Here is a 16,744-nt window from a genome sequence, read left to right on the forward strand (position 1 = left end):
AGGATAAGGGTTGGATTAATTGAGTTCTGAATCAACTGATATGGTGGGTCACTTCTTGTCAAAGCCGTTACCCTGGCACGGGGCTCAGTGGCAACCACTGGTTCAGCGAATGCAGGCAGGCCTGCTTTCCCATGCCCTGTTGTTGAAGGGGGTGCCTGGGGTTGGTAAGGGTTATTTTGCCAGGGCTTTGGCCACTCGTGTGCTTTGTCATCAAAACAGTGGTGAGTACGCCTGTGGTCATTGCAAGAGCTGTGAGCTGGTAAAGGCGGGAACTCATCCTGACCTGCTGGTGGTTCAGCCTGAGGCGACAGGCAAGCCAATCAAGATTGACCAGGTTCGTCAGGTCAATGAGTTTGCCCGTAAAACCGCTCAGCAGGGGGGGCGCAGGGTCATCGTTATTAACCCGGCGGAAGCGATGAATGTTAATGCCGCCAATGCATTGCTGAAAAGTCTGGAAGAGCCCGGCGGTGATACTCTCTTTATTCTGGTCAGTGCCCGCTCCGGAGATATGTTGCCGACCATCCGCAGCCGTTGTCAGATGGTGTCTTTTACTGTGCCGGATACTGCGCAGGCAAAAGCCTGGTTATCGGATCATATTGCCGATCCTCTGGTGGTGGATCAGTTGTTGACCCTTTCATCAGGTTCGCCCATGACCGCCAGGGCAATGTTTGATCATGATACGCTGGCAGTTCGAGGACGTTTGTTTAATGCTATGCCTGAACTGTTTCGGGGGAATCTGACTCCTGTAGAAATGGCGAAAGAGTGGCATACGGGTAACCTGGTTGAACTGCTGGCCTGGATGGGCAGCTGGCTGGATGATGCTGTAAAACTGAAACTGGCGGCCGATGAAAGCTGTGTTCGGAATCGTGATTTGATGAGAATGCTGGACTATATGGCTAACAAAGTGGCAGCGGCTGATCTGCTGGTATTGCGCGATAAGATCATGCAACAGCGACAGCAGTTGCTTGAGGGCGCTAACCTGAACAGTCAGATGTTGATGGAAGGTGTGTTCAGCGATTATCTTGAGCTGGTGATATAAATCGGGTTTCAAACCCGTTCAGAATTTGAATTCAGGAAAAAAGGAGAGGGTTGTCATGGGGAAAGGGATGCAGGGACTGATGTCTCTGACCATACGGGACACGGCATCACTCTATGAAGCGTATATGCCGTTTATCAGTGGCGGCGGACTGTTTGTGCCAACCCACAAACATTACAACCTCGGAGATGACGTGTTTATTCGTCTGACGCTGATGGATGAGCCGGAGAAGATTCCTGTGCCGGGGAAGGTGGTTTGGGTGACGCCAATGGGAGCCCAGGGTGGCCGACAGGCAGGGATCGGTATTCAATTTAATGATCCGACTGACAGTGTCCGCAGTAAAATTGAGAAGCATATCGCCGGTGCCTTGTCTTCGGACCGCCATACCAACACATTGTGAGTAGTCTTACGCAGGCGGCTTATTATGATCCGCCCCGTTTTACAAGAGCCTGTTTGATTCATTAATGCTTATGGCCGATTCGCTTTCGGCCACAATTATGTATGAAAATAACTTCGGCTTTGAGATAGCATCACCAGCGAAATTAAGATAGCGACTCCTGGCAAAACCAGACCAAGATCCTGAACAATGCCTGCCAGCATCAAACCACTGCCGATGATCAGATAATACAGTAAGCCAAAAAGTGCTCCAGCGCTACCGAGATTATCCTGATATTGCTGTAGTGCTGAGCTTATAACGTTAGGCATGGCAATCCCAAAAGCCATGACGACCAGCAGCATTGGTATCAGGAACCAGATAGTGGAAATTAAAAGGTATACACCCAATGCACCGAATAGAAGAAAGCCATTAGCCAGCCATAATAATTTATGCTGACTAATATCTCTCTCCAGCAGTCTTTTATTTAAGTAGCTGCCCAGCAAGGTTCCAATACTCAGGATTAAACCACTGTGGCCAAATTCCTCAACACTGCGGCCAAGTTGATGAAACGTGAAGCTGCCAAGCTGGTAATAAGAAAACAGAGCAACATTGTATAGTGCTACCAGCAGTGCTGAGTGCCATATATGTGAATCGGAATAGAGACGCCTGGCAAGCAACACAAGGTTTACCGATTTTACTCTTTCTGGTCGTGTTTCGGGAAGTTTCGCACTATTCAGCACAAATAACAGGAATGCGGAAAAAGACAAAGCAGCAAAAACGTACTGATAACCGCCCATTTGAGTAAGTTGCCCGCCAAAAAGCATGCCGATAATCCGACTTAGTGCAATTCCCATACTGATAAGGCTGAAAACTTTACCCAGTTCGACTCCGGTGTAGAGATCCCGCAACATGGTTTGTGTGATCACCGAACCAACAGCAATGCCAAAAGCACTCATCGCTCTTGCAAACATTAATATGGTGAAACTATCGGTTAACATTGCTATGCAAGTTGCCAATCCATAAATCAATAGGCCGGCTAACATTGAAGGTCTTCTGCCCCATTTATCAGCAATGATGCCCCAAACCGCAACACCTATTGCGAAAGAAGAAAAATAAACAGAGAGAGTCTGGGCGGCCTGGACCGAGCTCACTGAAAAAGCATCGACAATAGATCCCAGCGCCGGGCTATAGATCGTTTCGACAATCTGTGGAAACATGATCATCAGCAGCAGAATCAATAATGTGGAGTTAACTTTCACAATTCAGTCTTGCCTAAAAAAACGTGGGAAAAGCAGAAGTGGGTTTATGATATTCTAATGCTCTGATGCTTTAACAGGAAAAAACGTATGCTGGGCCGCGAAGTTGCTTTTGTCATCGCTTCAGCATCGCCGCAGTGGTTTTTTTTGTATTGACGTAAGGCTTGACAAACTGAGGTGAATTGAAAAGTTCAACCTTGTCATGGTTGAGCTTTCAGGAGAGAAGAATGTTTATTGACTCCCATTGTCATCTCGATCGTCTTGATTTGAGTGCTTATGAGGGGAATCTTGACCTTGCAGTAGAGGCAGCCAGGGCGGCGGGTGTGGATCGTATGCTCTGTATTGGCATCGATCTGGCCAATGGTCCGGAAGTAGTATCACTGGCGGAGCGCTATGAGGATGTCTATGCCTCGGTTGGCGTTCATCCCCTGGACTGCAAGGAGGTTGTGCCTGATATCGACGCCGTGCGCTCACTGGCCAACCATAAAAAAGTGGTTGCTATCGGTGAAACAGGGCTTGATTACTACTACGCCACCACCGAAGGGGCTCAGGCGGTTCAGCGGCAGTCCTTTATTAACCATCTTGAACTGGCCGCAGAACTGGCGTTGCCGGTGGTGGTGCATACCCGCGATGCCCGGGAAGATACTCTGGACTTTCTCCGTGAATACGGTTCCAGAGAGTCTGCCGGGGTACTGCACTGCTTTACCGAGTCTCTTGAGATGGCAAAAGCGGCATTGGACCTGAATTACTACATTTCCATATCGGGTATTGTGACCTTTCGCAATGCCTCTGCGTTGCGGGCGGTGGTTGACTATTTACCTATGGATCGTTTGCTGATTGAAACAGACTCTCCCTATCTGGCACCGGTCCCCCATCGGGGCAAGTCGAATGAGCCAAGGTTCGTTGCTGACGTGGCACGATTTATTGCTGAGCTGAAAGGAGTGACACCTGAGGAGCTTGGAGAAAAAACGTCTGACAATTTCTATCGGCTGTTTAGCCGGGCAAGCTGATTGTTATTCCATAGTCGTGTAATTTAATACTATAAAGGAAAAATTATTTATCAGGTTTTGCATGATCGAAGGGTGAGTTGGCCGGGATTTCTCGCTGTTTTCTCTGCCAGGGAAGAGCGAGAAAAACTCTGGCGATTAGGGTATTTGTTGGTTATTTCTTATAGGTATTGGTAAAAATATCCTCCCTGCCAGTATGGCATATCACCTCCAGTCTCTTTATAATTGCGTCACCATTTTCATCGGTGATGTTGCGGATTTAGGCTCAGATACGGAATTTCCGATCATGCTTCGGCTAATTATAAAGAACACAAGTTCTACAGTTACGATGCTTGTCCATCTGGATGCCCATCAGAATTCGGCTGATTTTCAGCGGAGTTTTTTCTGTGTCTGATCGGATTGCCAGATTGCTTTCCGGGAATAAAACTGCGCAGCAGTAACCTTGAAAAAGGGGGGTTGCTATCAGCTTCTGCTGCCTGACCCTGATGCTTTCGGCCTCAGGGTTTTGCCTTGCCCGGCGTGTTTGCTCCCCCTTTCTCAAGTTGTTTACTGACCATAGTGTGCAGTGCCCCGGCCAGTGTTCTGGTTACCGGGAGCTTTGTTTTTTTGTGTTTTTCGTCAGGGAAGACTCAATGAGCATTGCTTCCTTAATTCGTTACGACAGTTCCAGGTCACCGGAGAGACGGGTTACTCCTGACCTCAACTTGATTGATTAGGCGAAAGGTATGATCAAAATCAAACAGGGGCTGGATCTCCCGATCTCAGGATCGCCTGAACAAAGTATCTCGGCAGGCAGGGCAGTGCGCTCTGTTGCCGTGATTGGCTTTGATTATGTAGGTATGAAGCCTACGATGGCGGTTGCTGTGGGAGATCGAGTTAAGAAAGGGCAACTGCTCTTTACCGATAAAAAGACACCGGGTATCCGGTACACAGCATTGGCTGGCGGTACAGTTTCAGCAATTAACCGTGGTGAAAAACGGGTGTTGCAATCCGTGGTGATCGATGTCGATGGCCAGGAAGAAGAAGAGACCTTCACGGCCTTCAAACCTGAAGAACTGGCGGGTCTGACCGCTGAACAGGTGGAAGCGCTGCTGAATGAATCCGGTCTCTGGACTGCCCTGCGCACCCGTCCGTTCAGCAAGGTACCCGTATTGGGAACCCGCCCGGTGTCCATCTTTATCACGGCGATTGATACTCACCCGCTGGCTGCCAATCCGGAAGTGGTGATCAGGGAGCAGGCCGAGGCGTTTGAACAGGGTATCAATATCCTGGGTAAACTCAGTGGCGGCAAGATTTTCCTGTGCAAGGCTCCGGGTGCCAACATTCCTGCGGGCATTGCCAACAGCGAAGAGTTTGCTGGCCCCCATCCCGCCGGCCTGCCAGGTACCCATATCCACTTTCTGGACCCGGTTTCTGCCACCAAAACGGTTTGGCAGGTGGGTTATCAGGATGTTATTGCCGTCGGTAAACTGTTTACCACTGGTAAGCTGTTCACGGATCGTGTTGTCTCTCTGGCAGGGCCTCAGGTTGACAAGCCACGCCTGGTTCGTACCCGCCTGGGTGCCTCTACCGATGAAATCACTGCCGGTGAACTGAAGCCTGCCACCAACCGTATTATTTCTGGATCGGTATTTGGCGGTCGCACAGCCAACGGTCCATTTGCTTACCTGGGACGTTACCATAATCAGGTTTCCGTTTTGGAAGAGAGTGACGAGCGTCTGTTCCTGGGCTGGGTTAACCCAATGGTGGATCGCTTCTCCATTCTGCGTGTTATGACCTCCGGCCTGAGCAAGAGCCGCCTGTTTAACTTCACCACAACGACAAACGGTGGTGAGCGTGCGATGGTACCCGTAGGCAACTACGAGCAGATGATGCCTCTGGATATCCTGGCGACTCAGCTGCTTCGTGCCATTATTGTCGGCGACACCGAGACCGCTCAGAAACTGGGTGCCCTTGAGCTGGAAGAAGAAGACCTGGCTCTCTGCACATTCGTTTGTGCGGGTAAGTATGAGTACGGCCCCCTGCTGCGTGACAACCTGACCCGTATTGAGCTGGAGGGGTAATCAGTGAAGCCATTAAGAAATCTCCTTGACTCGATGGAACCCCATTTTGTCAAGGGCGGTAAATACGAAAAATTCTATGCGCTGTATGAAGCCGCTGACACGCTGTTCTATACACCGCTGGACAAAACCCATAACACCAGCCACGTGCGTGATGCGGTTGATCTGAAGCGCATGATGGGGCTGGTCTGGTTATGTACCTTCCCGGCCATGTTCTTCGGTATGTGGAACGTGGGTTATCAGGCAAACACGGCCATTGCCAATGGTCTGGGCACTGTCCCGGCTGACTGGCACGGTATGCTGATTGCCATGCTGGCCGGTAATGATCCTGCCAGTATCCTGGATAACCTGATCTATGGTGCTGTTCACTTTCTGCCCATCTACGCAGTCACTTTCTTTGTCGGTGGTTTCTGGGAAGTGCTGTTTGCCATTATCCGTAAGCATGAAGTGAATGAAGGTTTCTTCGTTACCTCTGTGCTGTTTGCCCTGATTGTGCCACCCTCCATCCCGCTCTGGCAGGTAGCCCTGGGTATCTCCTTCGGTGTCGTTATCGGTAAGGAAGTATTCGGCGGTACGGGCAAGAACTTCCTGAACCCGGCGCTGACTGGGCGTGCGTTCCTGTTCTTCGCTTATCCGGCGCAGATTTCCGGTGACCTGGTATGGACTGCGGCTGACGGCTTCTCCGGTGCCACCATGTTGAGCGTTACCCAGCAGGGCGGTATGGAAGCCTTGCAACAGTCCATCAGCTGGATTCAAGCGTTTGTTGGCGTGATGCAGGGTTCTGTGGGCGAGACATCGACACTGGCTATCTTTATCGGTGGTGCGGTTCTGCTGTTTTCCGGTATTGCTTCCTGGAGAATTGTCGCGGGTACCATGATCGGTATGATTGCCCTGTCTACCCTGTTCAACATGATCGGTTCTGACACCAATTACATGTTCCATATGCCCTGGTACTGGCACATGGTCCTGGGTGGATTTGCCTTCGGTCTGATCTTCATGACCACGGATCCGGTATCGGCGTCCATGACTAACCAGGGACGCTGGTTCTACGGTGCGCTGATTGGTGTCATGGTTGTCCTGATTCGAGTGGTCAACCCTGCGTATCCGGAAGGGATGATGCTGGCCATTCTGTTTGCCAACCTGTTTGCGCCGCTGATTGACCACTTTGTGGTAGAGGCCAATATCAAGCGTCGGGAGGCTCGGGCCTGATGGGAAACGATACGATTAAAAAGACGCTGCTGGTCACGGTGGTGCTGTCACTGATCTGTTCGGTGCTGGTATCCATGGCAGCAGTATTCCTGAAGCCGGTTCAGGACCGGAACATCAAGCTGGACGTTCAGCGTAACATCCTGGATATCGCCGGTCTGAGCAGTGATGCCAGGGCGCTTAGTCCCGCTGAAATTGCTGAGCTGTACCAGCAGATCCAACCACGGCTGGTGGATCTGAAAACCGGCAAGTTTGTTGATGAAGCCAATGGCCTGACCGTTGATCAGTACGATCAGCGTACTGCCGCCAAAGATGCCAAAACTTCCAGAGCCCTGGGCAGTGCTGACATCGCCGGTATTTCCCGTCAGGCTGATATTGCCAAGGTCTACCTGGTGGAGCAGGATGGCCAGATGCAGACCCTGATCCTGCCGGTTCATGGCCGTGGCCTGTGGTCTACCATGTACGGATTCCTGGCGCTGGAAAACAACCTGAACACCGTGAAAGGTTTCGGATTCTTTGAGCAGGCGGAAACCCCCGGACTGGGCGGTGAAGTCAGCAACCCGGTCTGGAAATCTCGCTGGGTTGGCAAGGAAATCTACAGTGTTGATGGCAAGGTAGCGCTGCACGTCATCAAAGGTGGCGTTGATGCAACCAACCCGGGCGCGGTAAACCAGATTGATGGCCTGGCGGGCGCGACGTTGACTGCCAACGGGGTCAGCAACCTGATCAAGTTCTGGTTGTCCGATGCCGGTTTTAAACTGTTCCTGAATAATCTGAAAGCGGGGAATGCATAATGTCTGTGAAGACCAAAGATATCCTGCTGGAACCGGTTGTTAAGAATAACCCTATTACCCTGCAGATTCTGGGTATCTGTTCGGCGCTGGCGGTCACCACCAGCATGCAGGTCAGCCTGGTCATGGCACTGGCGGTTATCGGGGTAACCACCTGTTCCAACCTGGCGGTTTCCCTGATCCGTAACCACATTCCCAACAGCATCCGTATTATCTGTCAGATGACGGTTATCGCCTCGCTGGTCATTGTGGTTGACCAGATCCTGAAAGCCTACGCTTACGACATCTCCAAGCAGTTGTCGGTATTCGTTGGCCTGATCATTACCAACTGTATCGTCATGGGTCGTGCGGAAGCCTTCGCCATGAAGAACGGTCCAACGCTGTCAGCCCTGGACGGCTTTGGTAACGGCCTGGGCTATGGCTGTGTGCTGATCATTGTTGCTTTCTTCCGTGAGCTGTTTGGTGCGGGCAACCTGTTTGGTATGGAAATCTTCGCAACCGTAAACAACGGTGGCTGGTATGTTCCCAATGGCCTGATGCTGCTGGCACCCAGTGCCTTCTTCCTGATCGGTCTGCTGATCTGGGCGATTCGCAGCTGGAAGACAGACCAGGTTGAAGAGGTGGAATTCAAGATTGCACCTAATACCAAATTCAGTGAGGCGCACTAAGTCATGGAACATTTTATTTCGCTATTTGTGAAAGCAGTGTTCGTGGAAAACATGGCGCTGGCTTTCTTCCTGGGGATGTGTACCTTCCTGGCCGTATCCAAGCAGGTGAAAACTGCTCTGGGTCTGGGGGTTGCGGTGGTTGCCGTACTGACCATCACCGTGCCCATTAACAATGTCATTTACCAGAACATCCTGAAAGACGGGGCGCTGGTTGCCGGTGTTGACCTGAGTTTCCTGGGCCTGATCACCTATATCGGTGTTATCGCTGCCCTGGTACAGATCCTGGAAATGTTCCTGGATAAATTTGTACCTGCTCTGTACAACGCGCTGGGCGTGTTTCTGCCACTGATTACCGTAAACTGCGCTATCATGGGTGCGTCACTGTTCATGGTTCAGCGTGACTACAACCTCGGTGAATCCGTGGTTTATGGTTTCGGTGCTGGTGTGGGCTGGGCTCTGGCTATTGCTGCACTGGCGGGCATTCGTGAAAAGCTCAAGTACAGTGATGTACCTGCAGGGCTGAGAGGTCTGGGCATTACCTTCATTACCGTTGGTTTGATGTCCCTGGGCTTCCTGTCTTTCTCTGGCGTACAGCTGTAAGGGGGATTGGGACGATATGGATTTAAATATTATCTATGGCGTTGCCATGTTTACCATTATCGTACTGGCGCTGGTGTTGGTTATCCTCGCCGCCCGTTCGAAACTGGTGAGTATGGGTGACGTGACCATCGGGATTAATGAAGATCCCGGCAAGGCCGTAACCACGGCTGCCGGTGGCAAGCTGCTCAACACCCTGTCCGGTGCCGGGGTATTCCTGCCCTCCGCCTGTGGTGGCGGTGGTACCTGCGCGCAGTGTAAGTGTAAGGTGCTGTCCGGTGGTGGTGAAATGCTGCCAACCGAGCGCTCTCACTTCACCAAGCGGGAAGAGAAGGAAGGCTGGCGTCTTTCCTGCCAGGTGGCGGTTAAGCAGGACATGGAAATTGAAGTTGAAGAAGAACTCTTCGGCGTCAAGAAGTGGGAATGTGAAGTTGTTTCCAATGACAACGTAGCCACCTTCATCAAGGAACTGGTACTGAAACTGCCAGAAGGGGAAGACGTTAAATTCCGTGCCGGTGGTTACGTCCAGCTGGAATGTCCTCCTCATACCGTCGAGTACAAAAACTTCGATATCGGCGAAGAGTACCGTGGTGACTGGGATAAGTTTAACCAGTGGCAGTACGTTTCCAAGGTGAATGAAGAGACCATCCGTGCCTACTCCATGGCCAACTATCCGGAAGAAAAAGGCCTGCTGAAGTTCAATATCCGTATTGCTTCACCACCTCCGGGTACTGATTTTGCGCCTGGCAAGATGTCTTCGTTCGTCTTCAACCTGAAGCCCGGCGACAAGATGACCGTGTACGGACCTTTTGGTGAGTTCTTCGCCAAAGAGACCGACAATGAAATGGTCTTTGTCGGTGGTGGTGCGGGTATGGCACCCATGCGTTCGCACATCTTTGACCAGCTGAAGCGTCTGTCTTCTACCCGGAAGATCTCTTTCTGGTACGGTGCCCGCTCCCTGCGTGAAGCCTTCTACGTGGAAGAGTTCGACAAACTGGCTGAAGAGAATGAGAACTTCAGCTGGCACCTGGCACTGTCCGATCCGCTGCCAGAAGATAACTGGACCGGCTACACCGGCTTTATCCATCAGGTTCTGTTTGATAACTACCTGAAGGATCATCCGGCTCCGGAAGATTGCGAGTTCTACATGTGTGGCCCACCCATGATGAACGCAGCTGTTATTAAGATGCTGGAAGATCAGGGCGTAGAGCCTGAAAACATCCTGCTGGATGATTTCGGTGGCTAAACCCTGGCTTTAATGAAGTAAAGGCCGGTGCTCTTTGAGCCCGGCTTTTTTTATAGGCAATATTTATAGCAACACCGCTCCTAAAAACTTACTCAAACCTATTCAAAGTTATCTAAACCTGAGTATTTTTCGCAAGACGCCAGCCGAGCAGTACTACTGACGATTCACGTGTCGGAATCTCACCGACAGACCAAAGTTAAAACGGGAGCGCCGCATCGAAAACAACACCGCTCTCTCCCTCACGCAGCCCTGTCGTCGCCGACAAGGCCGGTGGATGCTTCAATCGCTTTGGTCGCTCTGCAAGAGCCGTTGCCAGTTTCCCGCGCAGAATCGCCCAGCGAGTCCATACGTGCTTGCCGTTATCCTCTGGTAACTGCAAGGCGACATGGCCCGCCCTATCATCCCATAGCCAGGCAGTGGGACCACGGGGCTCCCAGTCGCGCTCCCGGCGCTTGGTGGGATTTCCCCCATCCTTGGGGGGCAATCGCTCAGAAAACCGGAAATAACGTCGGGCTATCCACGGCTGCGCCATGGTGCACCGACAGGCCATACTGGCCACTGAATTTTGTTCGACCTATTACCGACGTGTAAGCCGGGTTGACCCTGGCCAATTCCACGCCTTCACGGTACGCACGACTGACCAGTGTCTTATGAATCTGGTCGTATGCCAGTCCGGACAGCATCCGGGCATAACGGGCTGAGTGACTCTTTTCCAGCTCGTCTTTCTTTTTCCGGAACGACAGGTGTTCCATCACCAGTGGTACTCCGGCCTTTTTTGCCAGTTCAATCACTTGTTTGCAGGCATCACCAATCACCGCCTGACGTTGCTCTGAGGTTTTGCCAAAGGTGTGACAGGGAATGGTCCATTTGTTCAGCGGGTTGCCATGGCGGTCAATCAACGCCAGGGCCAGGTGGTCGGAATTGATATCCAGCCCCATGGCACCGGCTTCCGGGCAGGTACACGGGCGACCCCGTATCGCTGCCGTTGTCACCAGCAACCTCCACCCCTTCTTATCATCGCGGGCAAACCGAAAGGACAGTGCCTGACCATAGTGTTTATAAAGGTCGCCAAATTGAGCCCGACCTGCCTTCAAGCCCAACGTCTGCCGTCGCCGGTTGTTTTGAAGTGCTGCATTGATCGTGTCACCGCCATAGGCAAAGTGAATATTGGTCAGCTCAAGGTATTGGCCGTGTTCACTGGCCAAAGCATCTGGTACTCGCAAACGAGCAGATAGGGTGCCGTCTTTGGCTTGAGTCAGGGCACACAGCTGGCAGCCATGGGACTCATCCTTGCTGCCCACGATAAAAAACTGTGATTGCCGGACATCCTGCCAGTCCTGTTGCCACTCGCTATGGCCACAATAGCCGTTTTTCTCCAGGAGGAACTGTTTTTTAAACAGGACTTTGGAGCCAAAGCAGATAGCAGGGTCATTGCTTTTCAACCTCTGCCGTATACGAAACAGGCAAACCTTTAAGGTTGACAGACGTCGTTTAGACTGGTGCAGGCCAAAGCGCAGTTGAGCGCGTTTTTGAGGATTTTCTTCTTTGTTCAGTGTCTTTGTCTGTTTCTCTATGTGCCGATGCTTTGCCTTGATGCGACGCTGATAACTGTCTTCACTGTTTGCCAGGTTGGATATGACTGAGCGAATCTTACCCTCAAGGCTGGCTTTCGCTGCATTAAAGTACCGGGCAGGAATCTGGTAGCGGGCAATGGTCTTGTTTTTCAGGGAAGCCAGTGATTGTCCCTTACGCCATTGGACATATAACCCACGTTCGATGGACGACATCAGCCCGGCGATAGCAGACAGGGTGCCATTCTGAGCAGTGGAGACGTTCAGGCGGGTCTGAAAGGTCAGTGACAGGCTGTCAGTCAGAAACGAGTCTTTTTCGCTCATGGCTGCTTTTTCGCTCATGGCTACCCGGCATCCTCTACAACTTTGGTCAATTTCTCCATCAGCTGCTGGTTTTTGCGACTGCCGTAGAGGCGGGCAGAAAACACAGCGATAATCTCCAGAACATCCTTCGCCAGGTCTTTTTTCTGGTCATGACTGGAAACCCGACTGTAAGCTACCGTTTTGCGCTGTACCTGTGGAGTCTGTTGCGTCATTAACTGACTGGCACTGTAACGTCGTTGTCCACCGGCAGTAAGCTCAGGCACGAGTTTTCCACAAGCCTCCCAGCGACGCAGAGTAGGAGGGGATACCCCTAAATGGTCAGCGGCCCGGGAGATGGAGTATCGATCATTCACAACAGAACTTACTTATTTTGAATAGGCTCGAGTAACTATAGATAGGTTTTTCTTAACTGCAACAAGCCCCTTACTCATGCTTCTGCAGTAGAACCCATGCTGATGTTGTCTCTGTAAAGTCACTCATCATGATGGAATTTTCTCCTTTGTTTGTTGTCCAAGAGGACCCCCATACCAAACCGCGAATCGCGAACAGAGGTGTGAAAATGGAGAGTGTCAGGACTAACATCAACAACCCTTCGTTTAATATCCGCCAGAGCGAAGATGTTTCCACCCCACCAGGGCAATGTGCTTCCTGGTCGCGGGTCGAAATGTCTGGTCAGGATGGATGGCAGCTTCATCTTGACCATACCGCGGATCAGGAGCCCTCCAAACTGAATCAACGGGGCTGTGTCGAATCTCATCAGCAACCCCGGTCGTCGCTTCCCCGTCAATCCGGGCCATCGTCTGGTATCCCGGCACTGGAAAGCGCCCTTCGCACCGGAGATATGCAAGCCCTCGAACAGAGTCTGACAATAAACAGTGATCGTGTTGGCAACATACATGAATATGGCCACTTGCTTTTTATCGCTTTGGAGGCAGAAAATTATGCAGGCTTTAAACGATTGTGCGAGGCGGGTGTCAATGTCAACGTTACTAATGAGATGGGCCAAACGCCCCTGCATATAACCGCCTTCGTGGGCAAAGCGGATTACCTGCAACTACTGATTGATTTCGGTGCAAAGGTTAATGCCGTTAATGAGAGCGGCTACACTCCCTTGCATCGGGCCTGCATAAACGATAACGTCGGCTGCGCGCAACGACTGATTAACTGCCAGGCGGATGTCAATGTCGTCGGTCTTTCCCTTGGTACGCCCGCTCACCTGGCTGCTTATACCGATAGCAGCGACTGCCTGCAACTACTAATCGAGTTCGGGGCAAGGGTTAATGCCATTAATACCCTCAACGAAACCCCCCTGCACTGCGCTGCCAGAAGAGGAAGCGTCAAAAGCCTGAGGGTACTGCTCAATACTGAAGCGGTGAATGTCAATGCCATCGCGCAGGTAGGCCACACGCCTCTGCACCTGGCAGCCATAGAGAACAGAAGCGATATCCTGGATGAACTGCTCACTCACAGTAAAGTGAATGTCAACGCCTCCAATTCTTGCGGCGAAACACCGTTGCACGTCGCTGCTGAAGGGGATAAGACCCTTAGTGTGCAAGCGTTACTTAAAAACAGCAAAGTGCTTGTCAATGCCAAAAATGATTTTGGCAAAACCCCCCTGAGTTCAGCTGCCCAAATGGGCCAGGCTGGTAGCTTGAAGTTGCTGCTCACTAACCCGGAGGTGAATATCAATGTCATCGATTCAATGGGTTTTACGCCCCTGGACTGGGCCATCAGTGAAGGTCGAGACCGATGTGTAGGACTCCTGCTTGCCAGAGGGGCAAAAAGTTGGAGGATCTGTGGCGATGCCGTATTTTGTGAGGGCTTGAGATTTAAAAAGCAGGTGGGGTGTCTCAAAGTGATTTTTTATGACCCCAATGATACAGGAAGGCATAGAACTTTTTCATTTTATGTGATGCTTTGATAACTGATAAACTGCAACTGAAGAAATGAAATGGAGTTATGCAGAATGAGTTTGCCCACCGTTTTGATCACAGGAGCAACCTCCGGTTTTGGTCTGGCCAGTGCCCGGTTATTTGCTCAACATGGCCACTCCCTGATAATCACTGGTCGCCGTTCAGAACGGCTGCTGGCACTGGCGGAAGAGTTGACGCCTGAAGTACCGGTTCACAGTGTCACTCTGGACGTTCGCGATGCCCGTGCAGTATCAGACATGGTGGATTCACTGCCTGATGAATTTCGCAATATTGAGGTTCTGGTCAATAATGCCGGACTTGCGCTGGGTGCTGGTCCTGCGTGGGAAGCCAGCCTGGAAGACTGGCATACCATGATTGATACCAACGTGACCGGTTTGGTGAATGTCACCCATAAGTTGTTGCCCATTCTACGTGAACAACCCAAAGCTGCCATTATTAACCTGGCTTCTGTGGCTGCTAACTGGGCGTATCCTGGTAGCCATGTCTATGGAGGCAGTAAGGCATTTGTTGCCCAGTTCTCCCGTAATCTTCGCTGTGACCTGGCTGGCAGCGGCGTACGTGTGACCAGTCTTGAGCCAGGCATGTGTGAAACCGAGTTTTCACTGGTTCGTTTTAAAGGGGATCAGGCGAAAAGTGACAGTATTTATCAAGGAGTTAACCCACTTCGTCCGGAAGACATTGCAGATATCATTTTCTGGATTGCTCAACAGCCAGCGCATATCAATATCAACACTCTGGAAGTGATGCCAACTTCTCAAGCGTGGGATAACTTCAAGGTGGTCCGAAAAGTGGACTGATGGGAAGTTATCCCGGGGATTGGCTGGTTGTGTTAACCTTGATGTTCTGGGCAAACTGGGTTCCTGCCATACTCTCTATTATTTTTTTGCGTTTCATACGGTACTTCTTGTTGATGATCCTTTGGCGTTCACGGTAAGCGGGATCTTTGAGAAGCTCCCGTGAACGATCTCTTTGACGCTTCTTTACGCGCTCTGCGTATTCGGGATCATTATGGTAGCGCTCCTTCTGGCGCTTCCTTTGGCGCGCTGCATACTCGTGATCAGTCTGGTAGCGATACGTTGAGTACGGACACTTGCGCTTTGCGTAAGTGGGCTCTTGGCGGGGTACCCTTTGGTGCTCAATGATTGAAGAGCTACCATCCGTCATTTCTTCTGTCTGAGTTGCCTGGTTCAGGTTTAGCGAGCGAACTACAGTAACGGGTCCTGAATCTTGTGGATTAAAGAATACGACAGGAGGACGAGTTAGCCAGTAACATGGATTGTAGTGGTGCGCTGGTGTTGGTTCCCTGATCCCAGGCGAACTTTTTACTGGGAATAACGGCAGAGTAAAGTGGATGTTTGGTATTGGTGGCAGGGCACCATTAACGGGTTGATTGCGATAATCCCGGGGTGCATATTTCTCAAGAGCTGGTGGTGGTATCTCAGACATATCCATTCCGGAAGAGCCTGCTGGATTGGCTGATGCCACAGGTGCAATCTCATATTCCTTTAATAACCCGGAAAAGCCAGCGCCATAATGATGTATAGCTGATTGATTGAGGTAAACAGGAAAAGGATCATCCACCCTCTGAACAGACATACCATGGTACGCCGGTTGTTGTCTGCCACCGTAAAATTGAAAATTCTGCTCTAAACCTGATGATCTGGTATAAAGATCAAAAAAAGCAGGGTTGAATAAAGATGACGTATATTGGAAATTCATTGAATTATTGAATTGCTGAATTACTTCTTAAGACCTCTCTCTCTGGTAAAAGTTCTTATCAAACACAGTTCATTTAGTATTTGTGTTAATCAGGAATGAAAATTGGCTATAACTATAAGCAGTTGTGAGGTAAAAACCTGAAAATTCAGCCTCTCACGAATGTGGAGGCGGGAGGTAGTGGCAGAGAGGTCATTGATGGTGACGTCAATGACCTGTTTCAGAACATGGGGACGAGGCCTGTTTAGTCGGTGATAACCGGCAAATATATTGTGAATCCGGCAAAGATTTTATCCGGATCTTTTATCAAACGCGTGTTGTTCTTCCAGATGGCTTTCCAGTGACGGCTTGAACCATAAGTATTTCTGGCAATGGATGCTAACGTATCTCCACGCTTTATCAGGTATGGATCCCCTTTTTTGCTTTGAACAAATTTATCCGTTGGTTCTGGAAAAGTTAATGTTACTCCTTGTTTTATTACATTTTCAGGATCAATTTTTTCGGAATTGGCATTCTTAATGACTATCCATTGTTCATAATCACCGTATATCTCAAATGCAATTTTCATCAGAGTGTCATTTTGGTTGACGGTGTAATAGCCAAGGCTATAAGAAAGGTCGTTTATATCTGAACCTGATGTGGCAAAATTCGATGATTTATAGGATATAGGTTTGGCTTTATGTTCTGTATAGGTGTTTGAAAATGAACGATTTTCTTCTGTCTTTTTGGTCTTTTCCCGGCTGGGGTTTTCAGAAAGTGGTGATGATTCTTTGTCTCTGTTAATCGTGCCTTCTCTTTGCTTTGAATCAGAGCAGGCAGCCAGACCAAATGCCAGACCGATGATCAATAAACTTTTCATATATACACCTGGATAAAATGTTTTTGAATGAAGTGATCTTATTGTTGGTGAGGAAAATGAATAAATAAAGGTTGTTTGGTTTATTTGACTGGTCAGG

17 protein-coding genes are annotated in these 16,744 nt (G+C 50.3%); 11 read left to right on the forward strand and 6 right to left on the reverse strand.

Annotation, left to right across the window (positions count from 1 at the left end):
• The first annotated feature begins 55 nt into the window (after positions 1–55).
• Positions 56–1,039 (forward strand): DNA polymerase III subunit delta', encoded by a 984-nt coding sequence (locus O3276_RS24355; protein WP_269673624.1) that lies wholly within the window; start codon positions 56–58, stop codon positions 1,037–1,039.
• A 55-nt stretch (positions 1,040–1,094) separates the two neighbouring features.
• A complete protein-coding gene (locus O3276_RS24360; RefSeq protein ID WP_163372408.1) occupies positions 1,095–1,436 on the forward strand; it encodes a PilZ domain-containing protein in 342 nt (113 codons plus the stop codon).
• Positions 1,437–1,531: 95 nt separating this feature from the next.
• Here the strand turns inward: O3276_RS24360 and O3276_RS24365 are convergent, their stop codons facing one another.
• Positions 1,532–2,671, reverse strand: a complete 1,140-nt coding sequence (locus O3276_RS24365) for a multidrug effflux MFS transporter (protein ID WP_269673625.1) — start codon at positions 2,669–2,671, stop codon at positions 1,532–1,534.
• 224 nt (positions 2,672–2,895) lie between these two features.
• On the opposite strand from O3276_RS24365, the gene O3276_RS24370 reads away from it, so the two are divergent.
• The 7 genes from O3276_RS24370 to nqrF all read left to right on the forward strand — a co-directional run bounded on the left by O3276_RS24370 (position 2,896) and on the right by nqrF (position 10,243).
• The gene (locus O3276_RS24370) at positions 2,896–3,678 is read left to right on the forward strand and encodes a TatD family hydrolase (RefSeq protein WP_269673626.1); all 783 of its coding nucleotides are present in this window, start codon (positions 2,896–2,898) and stop codon (positions 3,676–3,678) included.
• Positions 3,679–4,400: 722 nt separating this feature from the next.
• Complete coding sequence (locus tag O3276_RS24375; protein ID WP_269673627.1) at positions 4,401–5,738, forward strand: Na(+)-translocating NADH-quinone reductase subunit A; 1,338 nt, start codon at positions 4,401–4,403, stop codon at positions 5,736–5,738.
• A 33-nt stretch (positions 5,739–5,771) separates the two neighbouring features.
• The gene (locus O3276_RS24380; protein WP_101749066.1) at positions 5,772–6,944 is read left to right on the forward strand and encodes an NADH:ubiquinone reductase (Na(+)-transporting) subunit B; all 1,173 of its coding nucleotides are present in this window, start codon (positions 5,772–5,774) and stop codon (positions 6,942–6,944) included.
• Complete coding sequence (locus O3276_RS24385; protein ID WP_269673628.1) at positions 6,944–7,735, forward strand: Na(+)-translocating NADH-quinone reductase subunit C; 792 nt, start codon at positions 6,944–6,946, stop codon at positions 7,733–7,735. The genes O3276_RS24380 and O3276_RS24385 overlap by 1 nt, the downstream gene beginning before the upstream one ends.
• Positions 7,735–8,400: an NADH:ubiquinone reductase (Na(+)-transporting) subunit D gene (locus O3276_RS24390; protein ID WP_269673629.1), complete on the forward strand. Its 666-nt coding sequence runs from the start codon at positions 7,735–7,737 to the stop codon at positions 8,398–8,400. Before O3276_RS24385 ends, O3276_RS24390 begins: the two co-directional genes overlap by 1 nt.
• Before the next feature lie 3 nt (positions 8,401–8,403).
• Positions 8,404–9,000, forward strand: coding sequence for an NADH:ubiquinone reductase (Na(+)-transporting) subunit E (gene nqrE, locus O3276_RS24395; protein WP_209200877.1), 597 nt, complete (start codon positions 8,404–8,406; stop codon positions 8,998–9,000).
• A gap of 16 nt (positions 9,001–9,016) precedes the next feature.
• The gene (gene nqrF, locus O3276_RS24400) at positions 9,017–10,243 is read left to right on the forward strand and encodes an NADH:ubiquinone reductase (Na(+)-transporting) subunit F (RefSeq protein WP_269673630.1); all 1,227 of its coding nucleotides are present in this window, start codon (positions 9,017–9,019) and stop codon (positions 10,241–10,243) included.
• A gap of 196 nt (positions 10,244–10,439) precedes the next feature.
• On the opposite strand, the gene O3276_RS24405 is transcribed toward nqrF, so the two are convergent.
• From O3276_RS24405 to O3276_RS24415, 3 genes are read right to left on the reverse strand one after another with little or no spacing between them, the layout of a single operon-like run.
• Positions 10,440–10,775, reverse strand: a complete 336-nt coding sequence (locus O3276_RS24405) for a hypothetical protein (protein ID WP_269673631.1) — start codon at positions 10,773–10,775, stop codon at positions 10,440–10,442.
• The gene (locus tag O3276_RS24410; RefSeq protein WP_269673632.1) at positions 10,732–12,156 is read right to left on the reverse strand and encodes an IS200/IS605 family accessory protein TnpB-related protein; all 1,425 of its coding nucleotides are present in this window, start codon (positions 12,154–12,156) and stop codon (positions 10,732–10,734) included. Before O3276_RS24410 ends, O3276_RS24405 begins: the two co-directional genes overlap by 44 nt.
• A 2-nt stretch (positions 12,157–12,158) precedes the next feature.
• Positions 12,159–12,491, reverse strand: coding sequence for a MerR family DNA-binding transcriptional regulator (locus O3276_RS24415; protein WP_269673633.1), 333 nt, complete (start codon positions 12,489–12,491; stop codon positions 12,159–12,161).
• 206 nt (positions 12,492–12,697) lie between these two features.
• Between O3276_RS24415 and O3276_RS24420 the strand changes: the two genes are divergently transcribed.
• Both O3276_RS24420 and O3276_RS24425 read left to right on the forward strand, forming a co-directional pair.
• A complete protein-coding gene (locus O3276_RS24420) occupies positions 12,698–14,059 on the forward strand; it encodes an ankyrin repeat domain-containing protein (protein ID WP_269673634.1) in 1,362 nt (453 codons plus the stop codon).
• Positions 14,060–14,104: 45 nt separating this feature from the next.
• Entirely contained in the window at positions 14,105–14,869 is a 765-nt protein-coding gene (locus O3276_RS24425) for an SDR family oxidoreductase (protein ID WP_269673635.1), read from the forward strand.
• A 7-nt stretch (positions 14,870–14,876) separates the two neighbouring features.
• Here the strand turns inward: O3276_RS24425 and O3276_RS24430 are convergent, their stop codons facing one another.
• Both O3276_RS24430 and O3276_RS24435 read right to left on the reverse strand, forming a co-directional pair.
• Positions 14,877–15,668 (reverse strand): hypothetical protein, encoded by a 792-nt coding sequence (locus O3276_RS24430; RefSeq protein ID WP_269673636.1) that lies wholly within the window; start codon positions 15,666–15,668, stop codon positions 14,877–14,879.
• A 364-nt stretch (positions 15,669–16,032) separates the two neighbouring features.
• On the reverse strand, positions 16,033–16,647 hold the full coding sequence (locus tag O3276_RS24435; protein ID WP_269673637.1) for a LysM peptidoglycan-binding domain-containing protein: 615 nt from the start codon (positions 16,645–16,647) through the stop codon (positions 16,033–16,035).
• Positions 16,648–16,744: the final 97 nt, after the last annotated feature.

The sequence above is a fragment of the Endozoicomonas sp. GU-1 genome (assembly GCF_027366395.1).
Lineage (GTDB): Bacteria > Pseudomonadota > Gammaproteobacteria > Pseudomonadales > Endozoicomonadaceae > Endozoicomonas.

Bases quoted from the DNA above. Each gene is read 5' to 3' on its own strand.
- O3276_RS24360 (WP_163372408.1), top strand. From the start codon at position 1,095: ATGGGGAAAGGGATGCAGGGACTGATGTCTCTGACCATACGGGACACG.
- O3276_RS24370 (WP_269673626.1), top strand. From the start codon at position 2,896: ATGTTTATTGACTCCCATTGTCATCTCGATCGTCTTGATTTGAGTGCT.
- O3276_RS24375 (WP_269673627.1), top strand. From the start codon at position 4,401: ATGATCAAAATCAAACAGGGGCTGGATCTCCCGATCTCAGGATCGCCT.
- O3276_RS24380 (WP_101749066.1), top strand. From the start codon at position 5,772: ATGGAACCCCATTTTGTCAAGGGCGGTAAATACGAAAAATTCTATGCG.
- O3276_RS24385 (WP_269673628.1), top strand. From the start codon at position 6,944: ATGGGAAACGATACGATTAAAAAGACGCTGCTGGTCACGGTGGTGCTG.
- O3276_RS24390 (WP_269673629.1), top strand. From the start codon at position 7,735: ATGTCTGTGAAGACCAAAGATATCCTGCTGGAACCGGTTGTTAAGAAT.
- nqrE (WP_209200877.1), top strand. From the start codon at position 8,404: ATGGAACATTTTATTTCGCTATTTGTGAAAGCAGTGTTCGTGGAAAAC.
- nqrF (WP_269673630.1), top strand. From the start codon at position 9,017: ATGGATTTAAATATTATCTATGGCGTTGCCATGTTTACCATTATCGTA.
- O3276_RS24405 (WP_269673631.1), bottom strand. From the start codon at position 10,775: ATGGCGCAGCCGTGGATAGCCCGACGTTATTTCCGGTTTTCTGAGCGA.
- O3276_RS24410 (WP_269673632.1), bottom strand. From the start codon at position 12,156: ATGAGCGAAAAAGCAGCCATGAGCGAAAAAGACTCGTTTCTGACTGAC.
- O3276_RS24420 (WP_269673634.1), top strand. From the start codon at position 12,698: ATGGAGAGTGTCAGGACTAACATCAACAACCCTTCGTTTAATATCCGC.
- O3276_RS24425 (WP_269673635.1), top strand. From the start codon at position 14,105: ATGAGTTTGCCCACCGTTTTGATCACAGGAGCAACCTCCGGTTTTGGT.
- O3276_RS24430 (WP_269673636.1), bottom strand. From the start codon at position 15,668: ATGTCTGTTCAGAGGGTGGATGATCCTTTTCCTGTTTACCTCAATCAA.
- O3276_RS24435 (WP_269673637.1), bottom strand. From the start codon at position 16,647: ATGAAAAGTTTATTGATCATCGGTCTGGCATTTGGTCTGGCTGCCTGC.